Annotated in this window: 23 protein-coding genes, 1 tRNA gene and 1 pseudogene; 10 read left to right on the top strand and 15 right to left on the bottom strand. The window is 65.0% G+C overall.

Translation table 11 applies throughout. The features are described 5' to 3' along the window. Positions 1 to 59 precede the first annotated feature (59 nt). The 5 genes from rplA to M2332_RS01395 all read right to left on the bottom strand — a co-directional run bounded on the left by rplA (position 60) and on the right by M2332_RS01395 (position 4130). Complete coding sequence (gene rplA / locus M2332_RS01375; protein WP_181559477.1) at positions 60 to 758, bottom strand: 50S ribosomal protein L1; 699 nt, start codon at positions 756 to 758, stop codon at positions 60 to 62. A 4-nt stretch (positions 759 to 762) separates the two neighbouring features. Beyond that, on the bottom strand, positions 763 to 1194 hold the full coding sequence (rplK, locus tag M2332_RS01380) for a 50S ribosomal protein L11 (RefSeq protein ID WP_181559478.1): 432 nt from the start codon (positions 1192 to 1194) through the stop codon (positions 763 to 765). Between the two features lie 178 nt (positions 1195 to 1372). Then, positions 1373 to 2071 (bottom strand): HPP family protein, encoded by a 699-nt coding sequence (locus tag M2332_RS01385; protein WP_264572660.1) that lies wholly within the window; start codon positions 2069 to 2071, stop codon positions 1373 to 1375. Between the two features lie 117 nt (positions 2072 to 2188). Continuing rightward, positions 2189 to 3565, bottom strand: a complete 1377-nt coding sequence (locus M2332_RS01390; RefSeq protein WP_264572661.1) for an MFS transporter — start codon at positions 3563 to 3565, stop codon at positions 2189 to 2191. A gap of 109 nt (positions 3566 to 3674) precedes the next feature. Beyond that, entirely contained in the window at positions 3675 to 4130 is a 456-nt protein-coding gene (locus tag M2332_RS01395) for a hypothetical protein (RefSeq protein WP_181559481.1), read from the bottom strand. 113 nt (positions 4131 to 4243) lie between these two features. Between M2332_RS01395 and M2332_RS01400 the strand changes: the two genes are divergently transcribed. Beyond that, complete coding sequence (locus M2332_RS01400) at positions 4244 to 4918, top strand: spermidine synthase (protein WP_264572662.1); 675 nt, start codon at positions 4244 to 4246, stop codon at positions 4916 to 4918. A gap of 18 nt (positions 4919 to 4936) precedes the next feature. Here M2332_RS01400 and M2332_RS01405 read toward each other — a convergent pair whose 3' ends face one another. From M2332_RS01405 to M2332_RS01425, 5 genes are all read right to left on the bottom strand, one after another. Beyond that, positions 4937 to 7048, bottom strand: coding sequence for a PQQ-dependent dehydrogenase, methanol/ethanol family (locus M2332_RS01405; protein ID WP_264572663.1), 2112 nt, complete (start codon positions 7046 to 7048; stop codon positions 4937 to 4939). A 269-nt stretch (positions 7049 to 7317) separates the two neighbouring features. Continuing rightward, positions 7318 to 7854 (bottom strand): transcription termination/antitermination protein NusG, encoded by a 537-nt coding sequence (gene nusG, locus M2332_RS01410; RefSeq protein ID WP_181559484.1) that lies wholly within the window; start codon positions 7852 to 7854, stop codon positions 7318 to 7320. Between the two features lie 44 nt (positions 7855 to 7898). Continuing rightward, positions 7899 to 8105 carry a preprotein translocase subunit SecE gene (gene secE / locus M2332_RS01415; protein ID WP_181559485.1) on the bottom strand — a complete coding sequence of 69 codons (207 nt, stop codon included), beginning with the start codon at positions 8103 to 8105 and terminating at the stop codon, positions 7899 to 7901. 144 nt (positions 8106 to 8249) lie between these two features. After that, positions 8250 to 8325 (bottom strand) — tRNA-Trp (locus tag M2332_RS01420). 77 nt (positions 8326 to 8402) lie between these two features. Continuing rightward, the gene (locus tag M2332_RS01425; RefSeq protein ID WP_264572664.1) at positions 8403 to 9092 is read right to left on the bottom strand and encodes an alpha/beta fold hydrolase; all 690 of its coding nucleotides are present in this window, start codon (positions 9090 to 9092) and stop codon (positions 8403 to 8405) included. Between the two features lie 118 nt (positions 9093 to 9210). Between M2332_RS01425 and aat the strand changes: the two genes are divergently transcribed. Beyond that, positions 9211 to 9951 carry a leucyl/phenylalanyl-tRNA--protein transferase gene (gene aat / locus M2332_RS01430; RefSeq protein ID WP_264572665.1) on the top strand — a complete coding sequence of 247 codons (741 nt, stop codon included), beginning with the start codon at positions 9211 to 9213 and terminating at the stop codon, positions 9949 to 9951. A 35-nt stretch (positions 9952 to 9986) separates the two neighbouring features. Here aat and M2332_RS16610 read toward each other — a convergent pair. From M2332_RS16610 to M2332_RS01450, 4 genes and pseudogenes are all read right to left on the bottom strand, one after another. Further along, positions 9987 to 10394 (bottom strand): annotated as a pseudogene (locus M2332_RS16610) (DUF2155 domain-containing protein); the annotation flags it as partial. Beyond that, positions 10394 to 10789 (bottom strand): NADH:ubiquinone oxidoreductase subunit NDUFA12, encoded by a 396-nt coding sequence (locus M2332_RS01440; RefSeq protein WP_181559488.1) that lies wholly within the window; start codon positions 10787 to 10789, stop codon positions 10394 to 10396. The pseudogene M2332_RS16610 and the gene M2332_RS01440, both read right to left, overlap by 1 nt. Before the next feature lie 60 nt (positions 10790 to 10849). Continuing rightward, the gene (locus tag M2332_RS01445) at positions 10850 to 11434 is read right to left on the bottom strand and encodes a DUF192 domain-containing protein (RefSeq protein ID WP_264572666.1); all 585 of its coding nucleotides are present in this window, start codon (positions 11432 to 11434) and stop codon (positions 10850 to 10852) included. Beyond that, positions 11431 to 11985, bottom strand: coding sequence for a regulatory protein RecX (locus M2332_RS01450; protein ID WP_264572667.1), 555 nt, complete (start codon positions 11983 to 11985; stop codon positions 11431 to 11433). Before M2332_RS01450 ends, M2332_RS01445 begins: the two co-directional genes overlap by 4 nt. Positions 11986 to 12180: 195 nt before the next feature. Between M2332_RS01450 and M2332_RS01455 the strand changes: the two genes are divergently transcribed. Next, positions 12181 to 13899 carry a fatty acyl-AMP ligase gene (locus tag M2332_RS01455; protein WP_264572668.1) on the top strand — a complete coding sequence of 573 codons (1719 nt, stop codon included), beginning with the start codon at positions 12181 to 12183 and terminating at the stop codon, positions 13897 to 13899. 202 nt (positions 13900 to 14101) lie between these two features. Beyond that, positions 14102 to 16339: a putative bifunctional diguanylate cyclase/phosphodiesterase gene (locus M2332_RS01460; protein ID WP_264572669.1), complete on the top strand. Its 2238-nt coding sequence runs from the start codon at positions 14102 to 14104 to the stop codon at positions 16337 to 16339. A 10-nt stretch (positions 16340 to 16349) separates the two neighbouring features. Here the strand turns inward: M2332_RS01460 and M2332_RS01465 are convergent, their stop codons facing one another. Then, complete coding sequence (locus tag M2332_RS01465; protein WP_264572670.1) at positions 16350 to 17099, bottom strand: ParA family protein; 750 nt, start codon at positions 17097 to 17099, stop codon at positions 16350 to 16352. A gap of 153 nt (positions 17100 to 17252) precedes the next feature. Between M2332_RS01465 and plsY the strand changes: the two genes are divergently transcribed. From plsY to topA, 6 genes are all read left to right on the top strand, one after another. Beyond that, positions 17253 to 17867, top strand: coding sequence for a glycerol-3-phosphate 1-O-acyltransferase PlsY (plsY, locus tag M2332_RS01470; RefSeq protein WP_264572671.1), 615 nt, complete (start codon positions 17253 to 17255; stop codon positions 17865 to 17867). After that, a complete protein-coding gene (dprA, locus tag M2332_RS01475; RefSeq protein WP_264572672.1) occupies positions 17864 to 18955 on the top strand; it encodes a DNA-processing protein DprA in 1092 nt (363 codons plus the stop codon). The genes plsY and dprA overlap by 4 nt, the downstream gene beginning before the upstream one ends. Positions 18956 to 19013: 58 nt before the next feature. Continuing rightward, positions 19014 to 19340, top strand: a complete 327-nt coding sequence (locus tag M2332_RS01480) for a hypothetical protein (RefSeq protein ID WP_264572673.1) — start codon at positions 19014 to 19016, stop codon at positions 19338 to 19340. Positions 19341 to 19397: 57 nt separating this feature from the next. Then, on the top strand, positions 19398 to 19700 hold the full coding sequence (locus M2332_RS01485) for a hypothetical protein (protein WP_264572674.1): 303 nt from the start codon (positions 19398 to 19400) through the stop codon (positions 19698 to 19700). 78 nt (positions 19701 to 19778) lie between these two features. Next, positions 19779 to 20408 (top strand): DedA family protein, encoded by a 630-nt coding sequence (locus M2332_RS01490; protein WP_264572675.1) that lies wholly within the window; start codon positions 19779 to 19781, stop codon positions 20406 to 20408. 73 nt (positions 20409 to 20481) lie between these two features. Next, complete coding sequence (topA, locus tag M2332_RS01495) at positions 20482 to 23067, top strand: type I DNA topoisomerase (RefSeq protein WP_264572676.1); 2586 nt, start codon at positions 20482 to 20484, stop codon at positions 23065 to 23067. The last annotated feature ends 136 nt before the right edge of the window (positions 23068 to 23203 follow it).

Raw genomic sequence — 23203 nt, forward strand, 5'->3', positions numbered from 1 at the left:
CAATAAAAAAGCCCCGCCGCGGTGGATACCGGGCGGGGCGTTTTTAGAATTGGGTGAGATCAGGCCGAGGCGACCTGAGCCACGTCCACCTTTACGCCCGGGCCCATCGAGGACGACAGAGCGATCTTGCGGACATACTTGCCCTTCGAGCCCGAGGGCTTGGCCTTCACAATGGCATCGACGAAGGCGTCGAAGTTCTTGCGCAGGTCGGCTTCGGTGAAGCTGGCCTTGCCGAGACCGGCGTGGATGATACCGGCCTTCTCGACGCGGAACTCGATCTGGCCGCCCTTGGCAGCCTTCACGGCTTCAGCGACGTTCGGCGTGACGGTGCCGAGCTTCGGGTTCGGCATCAGGCCCTTGGGACCCAGCACCTTACCGAGGCGACCGACCAGACCCATCATGTCGGGCGTCGCGATCACGCGGTCGAAGTCGAAATTGCCGTTCTGGATGTGCTCGAGCAGATCCTCGGCGCCCACGATCTCGGCGCCGGCTGCCTTGGCGGCATCCGCCTTGTCGGCGCGGGCGAAGACGGCAACGCGCACGTCCTTGCCGGTGCCGGCGGGCAGGGTGACGACGCCACGGACCATCTGGTCGGCGTGACGCGGATCGACGCCCAGGTTCATCGCGACTTCGACGGTCTCGTCGAACTTGGCGGTGGCGTTCTTCTTGATGAGCGCGATGGCTTCATCGACGCCGTGCAGCTTGTTCGCATCGACTGCGGCGGCCATTGCCTTGGCCTTCTTGGTCAGCTTTGCCATGTTCTTAGCCCTCCACCACGGTCAGGCCCATCGCGCGGGCGCTGCCTTCGATGATCTTCGTCGCGGCCTCGATGTCGTTGGCATTGAGGTCGACCATCTTCGCTTCGGCGATCTCGGCGAGCTGGGCACGCGTGATCTTGCCGGCGGAGACCTTGCCGGGCTCCTTGGAGCCGGACTTGAGGTTCACGGCCTGCTTGATGAGATAGGTTGCCGGCGGCTTCTTGGTGACGAAGGAGAAGCTGCGGTCAGCGTAGACGGTGATGATCGTGGGCAGGGGCGTACCCTTCTGCTCCTTCTCGGTCGCCGCGTTGAACGCCTTGCAGAATTCCATGATGTTCACGCCGCGCTGACCCAGGGCAGGGCCGATAGGCGGCGAGGGGTTGGCGGCTCCAGCGGGCACCTGGAGCTTGATATAGCCCGTAATTTTCTTGGCCATTACACTCACTCTGTAGAAGGCGGGGCCAATGGCGCCGCCCGGTTCAAGCTTAGCGGTCAAACGGCTGACCTTGAGGGGTCGTCCTCCCGCAATGGGCTTCCATCGGGCCTGCAAGACCGTCCGGAAGCCGGCGCCTATAGCGTTGACTGGTGCAAAAGGAAAGAGCGGTCTTCTCGATTCACTTTTGCCCGGCGGTACGCCGCGCCAGCGCATGAAGCTCCGCCTGGGAGAGCAGCAGGGCGAGATCGTCGCGGCTGATGTCGAAACTCTCGTCCATATCCTCCAGCGCCTTGTCGATATCCTCGCTGTGCAGCCCTGATGCCTCTCGCACCTGCGCGCTCTGGATTGCGGGCGCAGCCGGCTGATGCGGATAGCTGTGACCGGTCATGCGATGGAAGAACATGGCGAGCGACACCAGCGCGATGGAATTGAGCCCAACGGGCGCGAAGGCGAAGGCATAGCCGGCATCGTGAATGCCCTGGCTGCCAATCACGGCGGTCAGCGCCGCCGCCCCGCCGGGCGGGTGCAGGCAGCGGCAGAGCGACATCACGAGGATCGCGCCCCCGACAGCCACGCCGGCGGCCAGCGCCATTGGCGGAATCCAGCGGGCCGCCGCCACGCCCACCAGTGCCGAGAGGATGTTCCCGCCCACCACCGACCAGGGCTGGGCGAGCGGACTGGTCGGCACGGCAAAGACCAGCACTGCCGAAGCGCCAATGGGCGCGACGATGATCGGCAGATCGGCGTAAGCGATCGGGAATTGCAGGCAGAGCACGATCGTCAGCCCGATCCCCGCCGTCGCGCCGATCACCGCCAGCAGGCGCGGCATCAGCCGGGCGCCGGCAAGGATCGGTTTGAAGAGGCGCTCTGTGGTCATGGGTTTCGTCGCACCGGCTTGGGAGAGAGGCGCGCTATTGGCGCGGCTTCACCCAGAAAACCAGCGAGCATTTCCCCTTGCCGATCAAGCCTGACTTTTAGGTCGTCGCGCCCCCGCTCATTCGGCCGGCGCGGGCTGTGCCGTGTTCAGCACGTCCGCCGGTGCTTTGCGGCGCTTCACGATCATGCCGATGCCGAGCGCGCACAGTGCCAGAACGGCAGGGCACAGCGCCAGAATGGCAAAGCTGCGAACGATCGGCAGGCCGCTCGCCAGCACGAACGCGCCGATGATCGGCCCTGCAATGCCGCCGATCTTGGCTACGGATGTTGCCCAGCCGGCGCCGTTCGCCCGGATTGCGGAGGGATAGAAGACGCCGGCAATCGACAGAATGCCGAAATGCGCGCCGCCCACGAAGCTGGTCGCGGCGACCGAGACGATCAGGAAGAGCGTCGGCTCCATCGGCACCAGGCCGACAAGCAGCAGCAGCGGGAAGGCGACGGCCGGATAGACCGCGACCGCAAGGGGCCCCTTGCCATCGGTAAAGCGCATCAGCAGCAGGCCTAGCACCGCGCCGGCGATGCCGCCGATGGACGAGACATAGGCCGCCGTCTCGCGCGAGAATTTGAGATCCTCATAGACGATAGGGCCCCAATTGGCCTTGAAATAGACGGCCAGCGTACTGGCGATATAGGCCAGCCAGAGCAGCGGCGTCAGCCATTTGAGGTCGCCCTTGAACAGCTTGGCGGCGGTGAAATTGCTGGTATCCTGCTTCTCGTCGCTGAGCTCGAAGCGGTCCTGCGCGGTCGCGCCGAGCGTGGGATCGACCTTGTTCAACGTCTTGGCGATCAGGTCCGGCTTGAGGTTCTTGCTGGCGAGGAAGCGTACCGATTCCGGCAACCAGAACAACAGGGCAAAGGCGCAGACGATCGTGCCGAGGCCGCCGAAAACGAACACGCCCTCCCAGCCATAGGTGGGGGCAAGCCACACGGTCACCGGCCCGGCCAGCGAGGAGCCGAGGCTGTAGCCGACCATGATCACCGTCACCACGGTCGAGCGGTATTTGGTGGGCACATATTCGATGTTGAGCGCCCAGGCGAGCGGCAGCATGCCACCAATGGCAAAGCCATCGAGGAAGCGCAGGATGAGAAGGGCTTCATAGCTCTGCGCCAGCGCGGTGGCGGTGGTCAAAATGCCGAATGCGAAGGCGGCGCCGATGATCGTCTGTCGCCGGCCGATCCGATCGCCAATGTATGCGAAGGCAAAACCGCCGACCATCATGCCGAACAGACCGGCAGAAAACACATTGCCCAGCTGGTGGGTGGAAAGGCTCAACTCATCGCGCATCCAGGGCGCGGTGAAGCTGATCAGCATCATGTCGAACCCGTCGAACACCGTGATCAACCAAGAGAGAACGATCAGCCGGAAATTGAACGGGCCGAGCTTCCGCTCATTGATGAACGTGGCGATATCGATCGAGCGGGGCGCGCTGGCCATGCTGGCTGTCCTCTCCGGCTGTGCCTCGAATCGTTCGTAAGGCAACTATTCTTTTAATGGTTAGCAATCTATCGGGCGGCGGCAAGCGATACCTGCTGCGCCGCCCGGTTCAGATATCGGTCGAGAGCACGAAGCCACGCAAGGCGCGGGCGTCGTGAAGGGCATTATGCGGCACCTGGCTGTTGCGCGCGCTGCTGAACCCGGCGGCATTGACCAGCTCGAAGCGGAGGCCGCGCACGTCGATCATCTCGCCGGGGCCGGTCATCAGCAGCGTCGCGAAATGGGCGATGTCCTCGGGCCAGTCTGCGACGATCATCGGCTCATTGTCGCCGGCGAGATAGGTGGCGACCAGCTCGGACGCATTGGCCCGCTCCACGGCATAATCCAGCCCGGTCGGCACATGGCGCAGATAGGGGATCACATTGTGCTCGACCCAGGGGTGGAGCGGTTCTGGAAGCGGCAGAAGCGAGAGATACAGCTCCTGATCGCCATATTCGGGCACCAGGGCCAGGCTGATCAGGGCGCCGCCAAAACCATTATATTCGGTATCGAGAAAGTAACGCATGAAGCTCCGGGGATTGGATTGGGGGGAGAGTCGCGCGGAGGCATACAGTGCCGGGACCGTTTGCGCGATGCCTCCGGGTCTGCCAGAGGGACGGCTCGGTTGAAAGGAACGATATGAAGCCCCGCGAACATCTCGGCACGGCAAAGGTGCCCGGCGGCGAGGATCTGCGCCTGTTCCGGCGCGGCGACGATTTCATGATCGTGCTGGACCGCAACGAACTGATGAACAGCCGGATGAGCGGATCGGAAAAGGCGCTGGCGCTGATGACGCTGGAGCGGCTGCCGTCCCGCGCGGGGCGGCATCTGCTGATCGGTGGCTATGGCATGGGCTTCACGCTGCGCGCGGCGCTGGGCGCGCTCGATGCGCAGGCGAAGGTCACGGTGGCCGAGCTGGTGCCGGAGATCATCGAATGGGCGCGGGGGCCGATGGCCGAATTGGCCGCCGGCTGTCTCGATGATCCGCGCGTGGATCTCGTCCACAGCGACGTCGCCGAGCTGATCGAGGAAGGGCAGGGGCGCTACGATGCCATCTTGCTCGACGTCGATAATGGTCCCGACGGCCTCACCGTGCCGGCCAATGACCGGCTCTATGCCGCGCGCGGCCTCTCCCAGGCGATGCGGGCGCTCAAGCCGGGCGGCATTCTCGCCGTCTGGTCCGCCGGCTCGGACGAAGCCTTCACCCGCCGGCTGAAGAGCGCCGGGTTCATCGTCGACGAGGTGGCGGTGAAGGCGCGGGAGAACGGCAAGGGGCCGCGCCACGTCATCTGGTTCGCCCAGCGGCGCGGCTAGGCCGCACGAACTAGCCCCTCATTGCCGCACGGCATCGTCCTGCCAATCCTCATTGCCGCGCGCGATGAGGTAGGCGTGGATCGCCTCCGCCTGTGTCTTGTCCAGCACGCCCTTGAAGCTGGCCATGCCCAGATCGGCCTTGGTGCCCTCCAGCACGATATCGAGGAAGTGCGCGCGCGTGTCGGGCGTCATGTAGCGCAGGTCCTTGAGGCCACCGCGCGCATTCTCGCCATGGCAGCGGGCGCAGGTCTCGCCATAAAGTTGCGCGCCCAGCCGCACCTGCGCTTCGGTGGCGCGGAGGAAGGGCGGGCGGGGCAGGGCCGTCGGCGGCGGTAGGGGCGGCAGCGTCACGCCTTTGGCATCCAGCCTGAACACCAGCAACCGCGCCGGTGACACCCGGAAGCCGCCGGGAATCTTGCTCAGCCCCGCGACGATCGATCCGCCCCAGCCGACATTCACTGCGACATATTGCACGCCGTCGATGGCGTAAGTCACGGGCCCGCCGATGGCGACATTGTCGACATTCATGTCCCAGAGCTTCTGCCCGGTGTCGGCCCGGTACGCCGCGAAGGTCTTCTCGATCGTGCCCTGAAAGACGAGATTGCCCGCCGTCGCCAGCGTGCCACCCGAGCCGGGGAGTGAATAGGGCACGCGCCACACTTCTTTCTGCGTCACCGGGTTCCAGGCGAGCAGATAGCCTTTCTCCATGGCATCCGCCTCTGCCTGCAAGGCCTTGCGCTGCGCGGCCCATTCCGGCGTGGCGCCGGCATAATCGAAGCCGGCATTGTTGCGGAACGGCACGAAGGTAAAATCCTCGTCCCGCTGCCGGGCATAGACGATGGATTGTTCCATGGCCGGGAAATAGACCAGCCCGGTCTTCGGGCTGAACGACATGGGGTGCCAGCTATGCGCGGCGAGCAGGCTCGGCGTGATGCGCTGGGGCGTCGTTGTCAGATGCACGCCCGGATACAGCACCGGCCGCCCGGTCTTCATGTCGATATGGCTGGCCCAGTTGCTCGGCACGAATTTCTCGGCCGAGAGCAATTCCCCGGTCTTGCGGTCGAGCACGTAGAAAAAGCCGTTCTTGGGCGCCTGCATGATGACCGGGCGGGTCTTGCCCTTGATCTTCAGGTCCGCGAGCATCATCGGCTGGGTGCAGGTAAAGTCCCAGTCTTCCTCCGGCACCGCCTGATAATGCCAGCGATAGGCGCCAGTGTCGGCATCCACCGCCACGATGCAGCACAGGAACAGATTGTCACCCTTGCCCGCGCTGCGGAAATGCCAGCTGATCGGCGATCCGTTGCCGGTGCCGATATAGACGAGGTTGAGCGCCGGATCGTAGACGAAGCTGTCCCACGCAGTCCCGCCACCGCCATATTTCCACCACTCCCCGTGCCAGGTCGGCAGCGCGATCTTCATCGCCGCGTCCGAGGCTTCGCCGTCGGGGCCATCGGCGGGGTCGCCGGGCACGGTGTAGAACTTCCATAGCTGTTTTCCGGTCTCCGCATCCCAGGCGCTGACGAAACCGCGCACGCCATAGTCGGCGCCGCCATGGCCGATCACCACCTTGCCATCGAACACGCGCGGCGCGCCGGTGATGGAATAGGGATGCGCGCGGTCGAAGGTCTGCACCGTCCAGACCGCCTTGCCGGTCTGCGCATCCACGGCGATCAGCCGGCCGTCGAGCGCGGCGACGTAGATCTTGCCGTTCCACGCCGCAATGCCACGGGTCGAGGGGCCGCAACAGGCCAGCCGCGCCCATTGCCGCTCGACCTGCGGATCATAGGTCCACAGCTTGCGGCCGGTCCGTCCATCATAGGCGGTCACGATGTTGAAGGCGGAGGCGTTGTAGATCACGCCATCGACCACCAGCGGTGTCGCCTGCACGCCGCGGTAGGTGTTCAAATCATCGTACCAGGCCAGTCCAAGCCGCTGGACGGTCTTGTCGTTTATCTGGGTGAGCGGCGAATAACGCTGCTCGTCATAGCTGCGCCCATAGGCCATCCAGCTGCCGGCGCTGGCGGGTGCGTCCGGCGCCCGCATCCGCTCGCTGGTGACATGGGCTGGCTGCATGCCGCCTGATCGGGCGTCCTGTCCCGCGAGGAGCAGCGGCGCCGTCATCAGCGCCATGCCTGCGATCCACGATCTCCTGCTCCCTGCCACGTCTAATCTCTCCTGATGCGGCACCGTTGCGGTGCTTGCGCAATCAAGGGATTATTCGCCGCGCCAACGCAATCGCCCTGCGCGATGGTCAGGTTGGATGAGGTGGAAGAACGGCTGAGACCGGCGCGGCGCGTTTGTGCCTTTTCGGCGTTTCCTGCCCGTCATTCCCGCGTTCGACACAAGAAAAGAGCCGCCGATCAGGGACCGGCGGCTCGAAAAATTGGCTGTCGAAGGCCTTATTTGGAAAGCTCGACTTCCTCGAAGTCCAGTTCCACCGGCGTCGCGCGGCCGAAGATCGAAACCGAGACCTTCACGCGGCTCTTCTCGAAATCCAGTTCCTCGACGGTGCCGATGAAGCTGGCGAACGGGCCGCTCATCACCTTCACGCTGTCGCCGATCTCGTAATCGACATTGACCTTGTGACGCGGCTGGGCGGCGGCTTCCTCGCGCGCGCCGAAGAAGCGGGCGGCTTCCGCCTCGCTGATCGGCTGCGGCTTGCCGGAATTGCCGAGGAAGCCGGTGACCTTGGGCGTGTTCTTGATGAGGTGGTAGATATCATCGTTCATGCTGAGCTTGGCGAGCACATAGCCCGGCATGTTCTTGCGCTCGACCTGAACCTTCTTGCCGCGCTTCACTTCGGTCACGGTCTCGGTCGGCACCTCGACCTGCTCGATGAGCTGGGCCAGACCCATGCGCTCGGCTTCGGACAGGATGGACTCGCGGACCTTGTTCTCGAAGCCCGAATAAGCGTGGATGATGTACCAGCGCGCCATAATTTTATCGTTTCCTCAATTCGTCTTGGTCGGGAGAGCGGCGATCAGCTCTGGCCCGCGGCCAAACCCAGCAGCGTGCGAACGATCCAGCCAAAGAACGTGTCGATGCCAAAGAAGAAAAGTCCGAGCACCGTGGTCAGGATCACCACCATGATCGTGGTCATCACCGTCTCGCGCGAGGTCGGCCAGGTGACCTTGTTCCACTCGGCCTTGACCTGGTTCACGAATTCGATGGGGGAGGTTTTCGCCACGCTCAGCCTGCTCTTTCAGATGAAACCAGAACTCTTTGAAACACAAGAAAGCGGACCGCACCCGGAGCTTTCTCCGGCCGGCCCGCCGCCTGCATTTCGCAACCGTCCTTGCCTCTACGCGCTCGGGCGCCTCGGGGCAAGTTTTGGCAGGGGCGATAGGATTCGAACCTACGACATTCGGTTTTGGAGACCGACGCTCTACCAGCTGAGCTACACCCCTGTGCCGGTGAAGGCGCTGCCCTTAACGCGACCCGAAGGCGGGCGCAAGCGGTCAACGGCGCTTTCCGCAACTTGTCGTCATTCGTCCTTCGCTGCGTCATCGAGGAGGATGCGTGTAATGCCGGGGAGATCATCGTCCCACATCATGTGGCTGGTGGGGAGTTCGTGGACATCCCAGGCCGGGTCTGCGGTGCAGCGCGCGCGGAACTGCGCGAACGAGCCGAGCGGGCTGGCGGACGCAAAGACGTAGGTCCGCCGGGCGACCGCGTCCTCCTCGCCACCCAGTTTGACCGGTTCGAGCAGGGTGAGGAGCGGGTGGCCCGAGACGCGCCCGGCCCGGCCCGGCGGAACCGGGAAGATCGGCTGGACGAGGCCCGGCGACTGCCGCTGATTCTCGATATACATCGCCCGCGTCGCGTCATCGACGATGTCCCAGAGCATTTCGCCATCCTTCGGCAGGAAGGCGTCGAGATAGATGAGGCTGCGGATGCGGGTGCCGCGCAGGGCCGAGACACCGGTGATCACCATGCCGCCATAGCTGTGGCCGACGAGGATGATGTCGCGCAGGCCCTCGCAATCGATGAGGCCGACCACATCGGCGATATGATCGCTGAGCGTAAGGCCGCCATGAGCCAGATGAGCACGCTCGCCCAGCCCAGTGAGCGACGGGACGTGTACCTCATGGCCGGCCGACCGCAGTTCGCGGGCAAGGGGGCCATAACCCCAGCTGCCGCCCCAGGCGCCATGAACCAGCACGAAAATTGCCACAGGCTTGCTCCTCTCCAGACTGTGCCGGATCGCTATCGCCTCCCCGTGGCGCCTGCCAGCCCTTTTTGCCCCAAGGGACGGGCGCGACAAAGGCCGGTGGGGATGCTAAAGGCCGGGAATGGCGATCGATTTACCGATCCTGTTGCGCGCTTATGCGGTCGGGCTGTTCCCTATGGCCGACGACCGTGCCGCCAATTCTGTCTTCTGGGTGGAGCCTGAGCGGCGGGCGATACTGCCGCTCGATGGCTTTCATCTCTCCAAATCCCTGCGCAAGACCGTGCGCGCCGACCGGTTCGAGGTCACTGCGGATTCCGCGTTCGAGCAGGTCATCGCCCTGTGTGCGCAGAGCGCCACAGATCGCCCGACGACGTGGATCAATCGGGACATTGAGGAAGCCTTTGTGCGCCTGCACCACGGCAAGCTGGCGCACAGCGTGGAAGTGTGGAGCCACGAGGATGGCGAGCGCCATCTCGTCGGCGGGCTCTACGGTCTGGCGCTGGGGCGGGCCTTCTTTGGCGAGAGCATGTTCAGCCGCCGGCGTGATGCCTCAAAGGTGGCGATGGCCTGGCTGGTCGCCCGGTTGCGGGTCGGCGGATTCACATTGCTCGATTGCCAGTTCATGACCCCGCACCTTGCCTCCCTGGGCGCGGTGGAGATCGATGCGCAGACCTATTCGGGATTGCTCGGCGATGCGCTGTCGGCAGGCGCGGACGGCGCTGCGGGGGCTTCTGCCGCGTTCGATGCGCTCGATTCGTTGCCGGATGCGCCGGCCGAACGTGCGCTGCGATCCGCCACGCGCACCGTATCCGGCCCGGTCTCCGGCCAGCTCATCGCGCAGCTGATCACCCAGACGTCGTAGATCGGGTGCAGCACCACATTGCGGTCAGGCCGTTCCTTGAACAGCCAGCCGGAGAAGGTGCGGTGCCATTTATTGTCGCGGCTTTCCAGCACGTCGAGCTGCACGAATGCGCCGGTTTCCTTGTCCATTTCCCACGGCGCGGTGGTTTCGCAGGCGCGCAGGCGGATTATGGCATTGCCCGAGCGCAACGCCACGCCCGGCTTCATCGTGAATTTCTGGGTGATGCCGTTGCGCTTGTTGAGCAGGCCGATCTCCGCGACGCGCTCCGCCATCGGCGTTCCGGGCAAGCCGGTCTCGACCTTCACGGGGCGCTCGTCCTGCGTGCGCTCTTCCGGCACGACCGCGACATTGCGGGCTGCCTCGGGGTCCCCGCAGGCCGTCAGCGGTCCAATGATGCCGAGCGCGAGCAACCATCGGCCCGGCCGCGCGGACCGGAGAATCATCACGTATTCGGCGTCCAGGCTTCGTAGTCGCCCGTCGCCATCTGGCGGCGACCGCCGGCAGCGATGGCGCCGGAAGGCAGATGGGCCTGCGGCGTGCCCGTCTGGTTGGGCGTGAATTCGGTTTCCCAGATGCGGGGCGGCGGCAAATGGCTCTCGGGCGTGCCGTCGATGCTGTGGTGCAGCCAGCCATGCCATTCTGCAGGCACGCGGCTGGCATCATTGGCGCCCTTGTAAATCACCCAGCGGCGCGTGAGGCCGTTGGGGTCCGTGCCGCCTTCATAATAGACATTGCCCTGATGGTCCTCGCCCACTTTCGTGCCTTTGCGCGAAGTGAACAGCGAGGTGCCGATGGTGGCGCCGTCCCACCAGGTGAAGATCTTGCCGAGCAGTCCCATGGCCAGAGCGCTTAGCCGCACTCACGGGGGATTGGCAACGTGGAATCGAATGAAGTGCGCTCAGTGCTGCGACGAGGGGCAGAAGCGATCCGCTCGCCACACGGGCGCGCTACCAGCACCGGCGCCTGCATCCGTGGCGCAATCGCCCCATTCGATCCGGTCGCCCTTGGCGATGCCAAGCGCCTCCGCACGTCCCTGCCGGATTTCCAGCACCGCCGTCACCGCCTCATTGGCCGCGAGCGGGCGCAGGCTGTTCGGCTCACCCTGCAGGATGTCTGCAATCGTACCGTCGGTGCGGATGAACAACAGGTCCAGCGGAACGCGCGTGTCCTTCATCCAGAAGGATGCCATGTTAGGATAGGCGAACGGAAAGATCATGCCGGCATCGTCGGCCAGCGTCTCGCGGCCCATCAGGCCATGCTGCTGGGCCTCCTTGTCCACCGCCAGTTCCGCGATGAAGCGATGGGTCTGGCCGCTGGACGTGTGAATGCGAAGTTCGGTGCTGCCAGCGGGCAGGGCCGCGCTATTGGCAACCGCTGAGGTGTTAGCGCTGTCCTCCGGCGCCGCATGGCAGGCGGCCAGCGCGAGCGCTGTCGCCAGCGCGCCGATGTTCAGACCACGCCCGATCCGCCGCCTCTTCGTCATTCCCAATCCTCTGCTGACAGGGTCTCTGGTCGCTCGGGCAACTCGCCCGGCGCGCTTTCGATCCAGTCGCGGGCGGTCTGCATGCTGTGGCCGGCCCGCAAAAAGGTCGCGATCTGCTTTTCCCGCAACGGCCGGTCGGCCTGCTCGGCCGCGAAGGGCCCGATTCGCTTGCGGCGGGCGAGGCGCTCGGCCGCATCCCATTGCGCGGCAGCGTCGGGGGCGGCCTGCTCGGATGTCGTCTCGTCGATCCCGTCATGCCGCAGCGTCTGCGCGATGCGGCGTTGCCCGAGGCCCCGCCGCTGCATCGCCCCGGATTTCATCTCGGCATAGGCTCGGTCGTCCACATAGCCGAGATCGACCAGCTTTTGCGTGATCCGCTCGGTCGGGGGCGGGGAATCGCCGGCCCAGCCACGCTCGCGCAGCTTGCGCATAAGATAGGCGGCGAGTCGGCCCCGGCTGGTGGCGAAGCGCCCGACATAGTGGAGAGCCAGCGCCTCAAGGCTCGCTTCGACAAGCGGTTTTGGCGGCGATTTTTGCGGGCGCGGCGTCATGCGCCATTTTTGTGCCACACTCCCTGTCTTAAAGTAAACGCGCCTAACTCGCGCAAGAACGGGGTAGGGCTAGGCATAGAATGCGGCTTTTCGGTTCAGACAAGCGCAAGCCAGCCAGGCGTAGACGCAAGAGAACAGCCGCCATGCCTTGACTTAAGGGGATGATATCTGGCGGAAAAAGAAGGGTCATTTAAGATGCAGCCAACACCGACGGAAGATCGGCTTGAGCGGCGCTTTGCCGATTTCGATACTTTGGGTGCCGCGCTTGATTATGCTGCGCAGGGTGTTCGTGGAGTTAACTTTCACGATGCCCGCGGCAATCTTGCGCGTCCTTATACCTTTTCGGAGATGCGCGGCGATGCACTGGCCTGCGCCTATCGGTTGATTGCGCGGGGTGTCCAGCCCCAGCAGCGGATCGCCCTGATCGCCGAGACCGGCCCCGAGTTCGCCCAGTTGTTCTTCGGCATCGTCTATGCCGGTGCCTGGCCTGTGCCGCTGCCGTTGCCCACCAGCTTCGGCGGCAAGGAAAGCTATATCGACCAGCTTTGCGTCCAGCTCGACAGCTGCGACCCGATCATGCTGCTCTTCCCTGCCGAGCTGAGCGAGATGGCCGGTGAGGCCGCGCGCCGCAAGGGCGTGGAGCCGCTCAGCTTCGATGACTTCCTCGCGGCACCGGTGACAGCCTGTGCGCTGCCGCAGGCCGGTCCGGACGACATCTGCTATCTGCAATATTCCAGCGGATCGACGCGATTTCCGCATGGCGTGGCGGTGACCCACAAGGCACTGCTCAGCAATCTCGCCGCCCATAGCCACGGCATGGAGCTGATCGCGAGCGACCGCTGCATCAGCTGGCTGCCCTGGTATCATGACATGGGTTTGGTCGGCTGCTTCCTCTCGGTCGTCGCCAATCAGGTCTCGACCGATTACCTCAAGACCGAGGATTTCGCGCGCCGCCCGCTGGCGTGGCTGGATATGATCTCGCGCCATCAGGGCACAGCAATCAGCTATTCGCCTACTTTTGGTTACGATATCTGCGCCCGTCGCATGTCCAGCCAGACGCGGGCATCCGAACGCTTCGACCTGTCGCGCTGGCGCTTGGCCGGTAACGGCGCGGACATGATCCGCCCGGATGTGATGCAGCAGTTCGTTGATGCTTTTGCGGAAGCCGGCTTCTCGCCCAAGGCCTTCCTGCCGAGCTATGGCCTGGCTGAAGCGACGCTGGCCGTGACCATCATGCCGCCGGGTGAAGGCATCATGGTGGAGCTGGTCGAGGAAACCGAACTGTCCGGCGGCCATGCCGTCGAGGATCGCCCGCAGCGTTTCCGCGCGATTGTCAATTGCGGCAAGCCGGTGATGGGCATGACTGTCGAAATCCGCGACGAATTCGGCGGCCCGCTGCCCGAGCGGACCATCGGCAAGGTGTGGACGACCGGTCCCTCGCTCATGGTCGGCTATTTCCGCGATCAGGAGTCGACTGATGCCTGCATGGCCGACGGCTGGCTGGACACCGGCGACATGGGCTATCTTTCGGACGGCTATCTGTACATCGTCGGCCGCGCCAAGGACATGATCATCATCAACGGCAAGAATCACTGGCCGCAGGATATCGAGTGGGCGGTGGAGCAGCTTCCCGGCTTCAAGCAGGGGGACATTGCCGCCTTCGCCATCACCACCGCTGGTGGCGAGGAAGCACCCGCCGTCCTGGTGCATTGCCGCGTCTCTGACAATGTCGAGCGCGCACGGCTGCGGGAAGAGATTCGCGAGCGCGTCCGTTCGATCACCGGCATGAACTGCGTGGTTGAACTGGTGCCGCCGCGCTCGCTGCCGCGCACCAGCTCGGGCAAACTCAGCCGCTCGAAGGCGCGGACACTGTATCTGACCGGGGAAATCGTGCCCTATGACATCGCGGCCTGATCGGAGCGGTTGACGCGGCAAAAGACTGCAAGCGCTTGCTTACGGGTTGATAACCTGCGCGCGATATGACCGCGCCGTGACCAAGCGTTCAACCGTCCCAGACCAGCGCGCAGCGCCCGCCACAGAAGTCGTTTCGCTCGGCTTGTTGTGCGGATTCCGTCCGCTTCCCGGGGCGCAGGGGCGCCTTGTATGCGGGAGCCAGATGCGCTCCGCAGACCGGATGCTGGGGCTCTTCACCACGATCACGGCCATCTCTGCCATGCTCGTGGGCGCGCGGTTTTACAACCATATCAATATCTGGATGTTCGTTGTCTGGATGTTGGTGCTCGGTATTTCACAAGCGCAGTTGCTGCGGTTACGCCGGGTCAATGTGGCGTCGGATTATGCCGATGCGACGCGGGCCGCATTGTTGCGACATGGCGCGATCTGCTGGCTGCAGGGCGCCATATGGGTCGCCGCAATGGTGCTCTTCACCGGTGAGGCCAGGCCGGAAGAAGTGGTCACATTCTGGACCATCGCCTGCTGCCTGATGGCGTCGGTGGCCATTTCGTTCCAGTCGACTCCCTTGTCCGCCAGTGGCTTCATCCTCTCGATCGGCACGGGCACCGTCTGGATGATGCTCCGCCATGCCGATCCCTTTCTGGCGGGTGTCGTGGCGATCTATGCTCTGCTCGCTTTGGCGACAAGCCTCTGGCAGGCGCACCAGTTCGGCGTGCAGGTCTCGACCAGCAAGGCGCTGGCCGAAAAGCGGGAGGTCGTCAGTCTCCTGCTGCGCGAGCATGATCGCGACGGGGCCGATGTGCTGTGGCAGACCGACCCCGCCCGGCGTCTGACCGGGGTTTCCCCGGCCTTTGCGCGGATGCTCGGCAAGACGGTGGAGGAGGTGGACGGGCAATCCATCCTCCAAGTGCTGGCAGGATCGACCTGGACGAACGGGGATTTCGACCCGGCCCTTCATGTGCTGGCGGAGAAGCTCAAGGACCGTGTGTCCTTTTCCGACCTGTGCCTGTCCGGCACGGTCGATGGTGCGCGCCGCTGGTGGTCATTGTCCGCATCTCCCCGGCTGGATGAGGCCGGCAATTTCCTGGGCTTTCGGGGCGTCGGCTCCGACATCACGGTGCAGAAGGAGACGAACGAGCGCATTTCGCAGCTTGCCCGGCTGGATACGCTCACCAATCTTCCCAACCGCCTCAATCTGGGCGAGGAACTGGCCAAATCCGTCGAAGACACGCAGACGTGGCAGACGCGTTGCGCCTTCATGATGATCGATCTCGATCGGTTCAAATCGGTGAACGATACGCTCGGTCATCATGTCGGCGACCAGCTTCTGGCCCAAGTTGCCGAACGTCTGCGCGGCGTCTGCTCGCTCAACGAAGTCTGCGGGCGGCTCGGCGGCGATGAGTTTGCCGTAGTCGTGCGCGAGGTGGCCGATCCCATCTATGTCGACCGGCTGGCGAGCGCGATCATCGAAGTTGTGTCCAGACCCTATGTGCTCGACGGGCAGACGCTGTTCATCGGCGCTAGCATCGGCTCGGCCATGGCGCCGCAGGACGGCACGGATGCGGACATGCTGATGCGCAGCGCGGATCTGGCCATGTATCGCGCCAAGGAGGCCGGGCGCGGCAAGCATCTGCGCTTTACGGCATCGATGCACGCCGATGCAGAGGAGCGCCGCAATCTCGAACTGGCGTTGCGCAACGCAATCGAGGCCGGCGAATTTCACTTGGTCTACCAGCCCATCGTCAACGCGCGGTCCCGCCATGTCATCGGCTTCGAGGCGCTCTGCCGGTGGACGCACCCCCAGCTTGGGCCGATTCCGCCCAACCGCTTCATTCCTATCGCCGAGGATACAAGGCTGATCTCCCGCCTTGGCGCTTGGGTGCTGGAGACGGCATGCAAGACCGCCTGTCATTGGCCGGACGCGGTGAGCCTCTCGGTCAATGTGTCGGCCCAGCAACTGTGCGATCCTGAGATCGTCCCGCAGATCAGCGCAGCTCTGGCGCAGTCCGGGCTTCCAGTCAGCCGGTTGGAGCTGGAGGTGACCGAGAGCGTCTTCATGCAGGAGGAGACCGGCGCGTCGCAGGCGCTCGATCGGTTGGCGAAAATGGGCATCCGGCTTTCGCTGGACGATTTCGGGACCGGCTACTCGTCCCTCGGCTACCTTTCCCGTGCACGGTTCGACACCATCAAGGTCGATCAAAGCTTCATTCACGGCGCCGCTCGCGGCCAGCGTGAGAGCCTCGCCATCATCAACGCGGTCGTGGCGATGGCCACCAGCCTGGGCCTGGAGACCACCGCAGAGGGCGTGGAGACCGAGGGGGAATATGACATCATCCGGGCGCTGGGATGCTCGAAGATCCAGGGCTATTATTTCGGCCGGCCTATGTCGCGGGAAGAGAGCATCGGCCTGTTCGGGCGCTCAGCGACGCAGGTCGCCTGATCCCTTCGCCTCATCCCTTGGCGAGGCGGCGCTCGATGGCTTGCCAGATCGTCGCGAATTGCTCGGCCGGCTGGCTCTGGGCGGCATAAGTGGCGAGCGGCGCGTGCCGAAGGCCCATCTGCTCGACAAGGCTGGAGTAACTGACGATCGGCCAGTCGGGATGGGCGTCGAGCGCCTCGGCATGGAGCTTGCGCCGCCGGTCCACCATCGAGAACACCGGCAGGATCGGGGGATGCCATCCGCCGCGCCGGATCAGGATGCTGGCTAGGTCATCGAGCGATTTGCGGGCGAGCGGTGAGGGGATCACGGGAGCCACGACAAGATCTGCGCCCCGTAGCACCTGCTCGGCCGTCTCGGTGAGGCCGGGCGGGCAATCCAGGATAACACGGTCATAACGCTGCGCGAGGCCCGAGAGGAGCTTCGCCAACCGGCGCTTCTTGCCCAGATCGAAGAGCAGCCGCTCCAGACCGTGAAGAGACATGTCGGCGGCCAAGAGATCGAGGCCCGGGATCGCGGTGGGCTGGCAGATGTCCTCGGGTTCGAGTTGCCGCGCAAAGACGGCGCGGGCGGCGTCGCGCGTTTCCGTCTGCGCGGCCAGGAGCCAGGTCGCGGCGCCCTGCGGGTCGAGATCCCACAGCAATGTTCGCCGCGCCGAGAGGCTTGCCGAGGCCCATGCCAGATTGACGGCAAAGGTGGACTTGCCGACGCCTCCCTTGAGGCTGAATACCGCGATTGTCTTCATCTCGGGTTGCGCTGCCATCATCCTGTGATGGATCGATGACAGAAATGTTGCAAATTAAAGTCATGCGATGGGCCCGTCCGCGCCACCCGCCGGGCGCTCGCACGCGATCCCCGCTTGCAAGATCGCCCGCCGCTGCGCAAAGGTCATCCGCGAAACAGGAGCAGAATTCCCATGCAATGGCAGTTGCCGGCCCTTGTCGCGCTTGTCGGCTATCTTCTGGGGTCCATCCCCTTCGGCATCATTCTCACGCGGCTGGCCGGGGCGGGGGACCTGCGCGCGATCGGCTCCGGTAATATCGGCGCGACCAATGTGCTGCGCACCGGACGCAAGGGCCTCGCGGCTGCGACGCTCCTGCTGGATGGCGCGAAAGGTGCCGTGGCAGCGATGGTCGGCGCATGGCTGATGCCGGTCGGTGATATGGCCCTCAGCGGCGCCACTATTGGCGGCGTCATGGCCTTTGTGGGGCATTGCTATCCGGTCTGGCTGAGTTTTCGCGGCGGCAAGGGCGTGGCGACGATGCTGGGCGTATGTCTTGCACTGTCCTGGATCGTCGGACTGGTCTTTGCGGCGGTCTGGCTGGCCGCGCTGGCCCTGTTTCGGATCAGTTCGGTGGGCGGCATGAGCGCAGCCATCAGCGCGCCGGTGGCGGCGTTGCTGATTGGCCGGCCCGATCTTGCGGCGCCCATCGCCGGCATGGCGCTCGTGGTGCTGTGGCGGCATCGGCTGAACATTGCGCGCCTCCTGCGCGGGGAGGAACCGCGCGTGGGACGCTCCCGCGCCGCATGACGTCGCTCAACGCAGATAGGCACGATCGCCTGCGGCTCATCCGGACGCCGAATATCGGCCCGGTCGCCTATCGGCAGTTGCTGGCCCGCTTCGGCACGGCCGGGCGCGCTCTGGAGGCGCTGCCCGATCTCGCCTCGCGCGGCGGAAACCGCCGCTTCAAGCCCTGTGACCGCCACAGCGTCGATGCTGAAATCGCGCAGGTCGAGCGGCTGGGCGCGCATTATCTGTTCCTCGGCGAGGCCGATTACCCGGCTCTGCTCGGTCAGGCCGAAGGTGCCCCGCCGGTGCTCATCGCCCGTGGCAATGCAGCGCTCGGCATGGAGCGCTGTGTTGCCATCGTCGGTGCGCGTAATGCCTCCGCTGCAGCCTGCCGGTTTGCGCGAGAACTGGCCCATGCCCTGCGCGAGGCCGGCATCGTCGTGGTTTCCGGTCTCGCGCGCGGCATCGATACCGCCGCGCATCAGGGGGCCGGGGTCGCGCGAACGGTTGCGGTGATCGGGTCCGGCATCGACGTGAATTTCCCGCCGGAAAATGCCGATCTGCAGGAGCGGGTTGCGCGCGAGGGCTTGCTGCTCACCGAACTGCCGCCCGGCGCTGAGCCGCTGGCCCGCCACTTTCCCGCCCGCAACCGGATCATCGCCTGGATGAGCCTGGGGACGGTGGTGGTCGAGGCGGCGCCGCGCTCGGGCTCGCTGCTGACTGCGCGGCTGGCGGGCGAGGAGGGGCGGGAGGTGATGGCCGTGCCCGGCTTTCCGGCCGATCCGCGCGCCCATGGCTGTAATGCCCTCATTCGCGACGGCGCCACGCTGGTGCAAAGCGCGCAGGATGTCGTGGAGGCGATCGCGTCGCTCGATCCCCGCGCGCTGCGCTCGGGTCAGCGCGACTTCCTGTCGCAGCCGCCGTCCGACGATCTTGTGGAGGCGGACCGCCAGCGCGTGACCGCCTTGCTCAGCCTTAGCCCGGTGGCGGTCGACGAACTCATCCGGCAAAGTGGCCTGCCGCCGGCGAACGTGCAGACGGCGCTGCTGGAGCTGGAGATTGCCGGTCGTCTGCAGCGCCATGCCGGGGGACGGGTGAGTCTTGCCTGAGGTGGCATCGCCTGACACGCTGCCCGCGTGGCAGGGACGAGGGCTACTGCCCGGCGCGATGGTGCGCCGGCTGCTGTCCTTGCTGCTCCTTGCGCTCATCGCGGTGCAGGCATGGCCCGACGGTGCGGCAACGTTCCAGCCGCGCAACGGCTCGGCCTTCAGCGCTTCGACGGTGGACGTCGCGTTGGTCCCGCCGGGGCGGAGCGAGTTTGCCAAGGCGGAGCCGCATCAGGCGCTGCCGCCGCTGCCCTATGCGCCCGACGTCGTGTCGGCAGGGCGCTCAGAGGCGGTCCCCCAATTCTTGCCGCGGCTGGACCGCACTGACCCAACCCACGATCAGGCGGCGCGCCGCAATCAAGGCCCACGCCCACCTCCCTATGTCTGAAGCTCGGTAATCGCGCCTTCTCGGCGCCCTATCTCACCCGAACTTCGGACAATTATCATGAAACATCTGACGACCCCCGACTCCGGGGATGTCGCTGCGCAGGTGCGCATCGAGACCCTGATCGCCGCATATCCTGACCTGAGCGAGGACGATTTGCGCCGCCTTCTCCACTGGTATCGCAAGGAGGCCTCCTCCTACGATGTCGCGATGCTTTCCGCTCGCGACGACCTGCGGCCGGGCTATGAGCGCTTCTACAAGGATCATATCGGGCGGATTTCGCCCGTTGGATATTCAGCGATATCGATCCTCGTTCTGCTCTGCGCCATCGGCGTTTATGCGATCATCAACTATTTGCGCTGACAGGTGTTGAGGCAGGGCGGGCTTGCCGCTTGCAGGGCCGCCCCGTCTCAACGCGTGCGCGCTTGACTGGAGTTTTCGATGCAAGGTTGGGTGTTTGATGTCGTGGAAAGCAGCGGCCTGTTCGGCGTGTTCCTGCTCATGCTGCTGGAGACGGTCTTCCCGCCCATCCCATCAGAGGTGATCATGCCGGTCGCGGGCGTGCTCGCCGCGCGGGGTGGCATGGGGCTGGGCGGCGTGATCCTGGCCGGTACTGCGGGCGCGATGGCCGGCAATCTGTTCTGGTATGCGCTGGCGCGGATGATCGGCCTGCGTCGCTTCCGCCCCCTCATCGAGCGATATGGCCGCTGGCTGACGCTCGACTGGCCCGAGGTGGAGCGCGCACAGGGCCTTTTTCACCGTTTCGGCGGGCCGATCGTGATGGTCGGCCGGGTCCTCCCAACCATTCGCTCGGTCATTTCCATTCCCGCCGGCGTTCTGCGGATGCGGCTGGTCCGCTTTTTCGTGTGGTCGACGGTCGGCACCGCGGCATGGAGCTCCGGCCTGGCGATTGCCGGCTGGGTGCTCGGGCGGCGGTTCAGCAACATCGAGCAGTTCCTCGGGCCGCTGTCGACGGGCATCATCCTGTTGATCGTGCTGATCTATATCTGGCGGCAGGCGACGTGGCACCGCCGGCATGTGGCAGCAGAGAAGCCCGATGTCGGCGCGTAAGCATTTCGCTTGACGTTGCGGCCGAGCCGTTTCCAGACTCGCGCGTACACGTAAGGATCGTTAGCGGAACCCTATGCAACTCGTTATCGTCGAATCACCGGCCAAGGCCAAGACCATCGAAAAATATCTGGGAGGCGACTTCCGGGTGTTGGCGTCCTACGGCCATGTTCGAGATCTCCCTGCCAAGGATGGCTCGGTCGATCCGGACGATGGCTTCTCGATGGCCTGGGAGAATTATGGCGACAAGGCGCGCCAGCTCAAGGCGATCACCGACGAGGCCAAGAAGGCCGACCGTCTGATCCTCGCGACTGACCCTGATCGCGAGGGCGAGGCGATCAGCTGGCACGTGCAGGAAGTGCTGCGCAACAAGAAGGCGCTCCCCAAGCTGGTCGATCGCGTGACATTCAATGCCATCACCAAGGCCGCCGTGACGGAGGCCATGAAGGCGCCGCGCGCGCTCGATGAAGATTTGATCGATGCCTATCGCGCCCGTCGCGCGCTGGATTATCTGGTCGGCTTCACCCTTTCGCCGGTGCTGTGGCGCAAGCTGCCCGGCGCCAAGTCCGCCGGGCGCGTTCAGTCAGTCGCATTGCGCATCATCGTCGAGCGCGAGCGCGAGATCGAGGCGTTCACGCCGCAGGAATATTGGTCCGTCACGGCCGATCTGGAGCAGGCCGGGCAGAGCTTCGAGGCGCGGCTGGTCCGCTGGCGTGGCGAGAAGATCGACCGGCTGACCATCGGCAAGGAAGGCGATGCCAAGGCTGCCAAGGCTGATGTGGAGGCCGGCCGCTTCACCGTCGCCTCGGTCGAGACCAAGCCGGCCACCCGCAATCCGCCGCCGCCCTTCACCACCTCGACGCTGCAGCAGGAGGCCGCGCGCAAGCTCGGTCTTTCAGCCAACGAAACCATGCGCGTCGCCCAACAGCTCTACGAAGACGGCGCGATCACCTATATGCGGACCGACGGCGTACAGATGGATGGCAGCGCCATCTCCGCCGCGCGCAAGGCCATCGCGGACCGCTATGACGGCGGCTATCTGCCGGACAAGCCGCGCATGTACCAGACCAAGGCCAAGAACGCGCAGGAAGCGCACGAGGCGATCCGCCCGACCGAGTTCACGCGCGAGAGCGTGGGTTCGGGCGTTCATGCCAAACTCTATGATCTGATCTTCAAGCGCGCGCTGGCGAGCCAGATGGCCTCGGCGCGGCTGGAGCGCACGGCGGTCGAGTTCACCGACGGCACCGGCCAGCACGCGCTGCGGGCGACGGGGCAGGTCGTGCTCTTCCCCGGCTTCTTAGCGCTGTATGAGGAAGGCCGCGACGATGTGGCGGATGAGGACAGCAAGCTGCTGCCCGCCATGTCCGCAGGTGACCAGCCGGCCAAGCGCGATGTGCGCGCGGAGCAGCACTTCACCCAGCCGCCGCCGCGCTACAGCGAGGCAAGCTTGGTCAAGCGCCTGGAGGAACTGGGCATCGGGCGCCCGTCCACCTACGCCTCGACGATCCAGACGCTCAAGGATCGCGATTATGTCCGTGTCGAGAAGAACCGGTTTTTTGCCGAGGAGAGCGGGCGGCTGCTGACGGCCTTCCTCGAGCGCTTCTTCGAGCGCTACGTGGCCTATGAGTTCACCGCCGGTCTTGAAGATGAGCTGGACGAGATTTCCGGCGGCCGGGCGCAGTGGCAGGCGGTGCTGGAAGCCTTCTGGCGCGACTTCAAGCCCAAGACGGTCGAGATCATGGATCGCAAGCCGTCCGAGATCACTGCCGAACTGGACGAATTTCTCGCGCCGATGCTCTTCCCGGAGCGGGCCGACGGCAGCGATCCGCGTGCCTGTCCGCTGTGCGCGGACGGGCGCCTGTCGCTACGCGGCGGGCGCTTCGGCGCATTCATCGCCTGCTCCAATTATCCCGAGTGCAAGTTCACCCGCAAATTCGGCCAGCCTGGGGGCAGCGGCGAGGCAGATACCGGGCCGGAAGAGCTTGGCAAGCATCCCGAGACCGGTGAGCCGATCCTGCGCAAGTCGGGGCGGTTCGGGCCTTATGTCGAGATGGGCAATGGCAAGGAGGCCAAGCGCGCCTCGATCCCCAAGGATCTGCCGGATGGCGAACTGACGCTCGACTGGGCGGTCAAGCTGCTCTCGCTGCCGCGCACGATTGGCGATCATCCCGAAACCGGCAAGCCGATCGTGGCCAGCCTCGGGCGCTATGGTCCCTATCTGGCGCATGAGGGCAAATATGCCCGGCTGGGCTCGACGGTCGAGATTTTCGAGACCGGCATGAATGCCGCCGTCGCCAAGCTGGCCGATGCCGCTAATCGCGGCGGCGCCCGCAAGGCCGCCGAGCCGCTCAAGGTGCTGGGCGCACATCCCCGCACAGAGGCCGAGATCAAGCTGATGGAAGGCCGTTATGGCCCCTATGTCACTGATGGCACGACCAATGCGACCCTGCCCAAGAGCGTTGCGCCGGATGCGCTGACGCTGGAGGAAGCGGCTCAGCTTATCGATGCGCGCGCGGCTGCCGCGCCGGCCAAGAAGAAAGGCAAGAAAGCACCGGCCAAGAAGAAGGCCGCGACCGCCAAGGCGCCAGCCAAAAAGGCCGCAGCCAAGAAGCCTGCCGCGAAGAAGGCACCGGCCAAGAAGAAGGCGGCAGAAGAGGCTTAAGGGCCCGCTTCCCACGGGGCAGTCGCAGACCCAGGCGCGACTGCCCAAGCCAAACTGTGGCGGATCGTAGGAAAAGCTTGCTGCACCACCTCTGCTGCTGGGCTAGCAGCGGGACCAGATTAATCGGCCAAGATTG

The organism is Sphingobium sp. B11D3A, assembly GCF_025961695.1.
In the GTDB taxonomy this organism is placed as follows: Bacteria; Pseudomonadota; Alphaproteobacteria; order Sphingomonadales; family Sphingomonadaceae; genus Sphingobium.

Bases quoted from the DNA above. Each gene is read 5' to 3' on its own strand.
- rplA (WP_181559477.1), bottom strand. From the start codon at position 758: ATGGCAAAGCTGACCAAGAAGGCCAAGGCAATGGCCGCCGCAGTCGAT.
- rplK (WP_181559478.1), bottom strand. From the start codon at position 1,194: ATGGCCAAGAAAATTACGGGCTATATCAAGCTCCAGGTGCCCGCTGGA.
- aat (WP_264572665.1), top strand. From the start codon at position 9,211: ATGGCGATCGATTTACCGATCCTGTTGCGCGCTTATGCGGTCGGGCTG.
- M2332_RS01400 (WP_264572662.1), top strand. From the start codon at position 4,244: ATGAAGCCCCGCGAACATCTCGGCACGGCAAAGGTGCCCGGCGGCGAG.
- M2332_RS01390 (WP_264572661.1), bottom strand. From the start codon at position 3,565: ATGGCCAGCGCGCCCCGCTCGATCGATATCGCCACGTTCATCAATGAG.
- M2332_RS01395 (WP_181559481.1), bottom strand. From the start codon at position 4,130: ATGCGTTACTTTCTCGATACCGAATATAATGGTTTTGGCGGCGCCCTG.
- M2332_RS01480 (WP_264572673.1), top strand. From the start codon at position 19,014: ATGGTGCGCCGGCTGCTGTCCTTGCTGCTCCTTGCGCTCATCGCGGTG.
- M2332_RS01455 (WP_264572668.1), top strand. From the start codon at position 12,181: ATGCAGCCAACACCGACGGAAGATCGGCTTGAGCGGCGCTTTGCCGAT.
- M2332_RS01485 (WP_264572674.1), top strand. From the start codon at position 19,398: ATGAAACATCTGACGACCCCCGACTCCGGGGATGTCGCTGCGCAGGTG.
- M2332_RS01490 (WP_264572675.1), top strand. From the start codon at position 19,779: ATGCAAGGTTGGGTGTTTGATGTCGTGGAAAGCAGCGGCCTGTTCGGC.
- topA (WP_264572676.1), top strand. From the start codon at position 20,482: ATGCAACTCGTTATCGTCGAATCACCGGCCAAGGCCAAGACCATCGAA.
- plsY (WP_264572671.1), top strand. From the start codon at position 17,253: ATGCAATGGCAGTTGCCGGCCCTTGTCGCGCTTGTCGGCTATCTTCTG.
- M2332_RS01465 (WP_264572670.1), bottom strand. From the start codon at position 17,099: ATGGCAGCGCAACCCGAGATGAAGACAATCGCGGTATTCAGCCTCAAG.
- M2332_RS01385 (WP_264572660.1), bottom strand. From the start codon at position 2,071: ATGACCACAGAGCGCCTCTTCAAACCGATCCTTGCCGGCGCCCGGCTG.
- M2332_RS01445 (WP_264572666.1), bottom strand. From the start codon at position 11,434: ATGACGAAGAGGCGGCGGATCGGGCGTGGTCTGAACATCGGCGCGCTG.
- M2332_RS01460 (WP_264572669.1), top strand. From the start codon at position 14,102: ATGCGCTCCGCAGACCGGATGCTGGGGCTCTTCACCACGATCACGGCC.
- dprA (WP_264572672.1), top strand. From the start codon at position 17,864: ATGACGTCGCTCAACGCAGATAGGCACGATCGCCTGCGGCTCATCCGG.
- nusG (WP_181559484.1), bottom strand. From the start codon at position 7,854: ATGGCGCGCTGGTACATCATCCACGCTTATTCGGGCTTCGAGAACAAG.
- M2332_RS01450 (WP_264572667.1), bottom strand. From the start codon at position 11,985: ATGACGCCGCGCCCGCAAAAATCGCCGCCAAAACCGCTTGTCGAAGCG.
- M2332_RS01440 (WP_181559488.1), bottom strand. From the start codon at position 10,789: ATGGGACTGCTCGGCAAGATCTTCACCTGGTGGGACGGCGCCACCATC.
- M2332_RS01405 (WP_264572663.1), bottom strand. From the start codon at position 7,048: ATGGCGCTGATGACGGCGCCGCTGCTCCTCGCGGGACAGGACGCCCGA.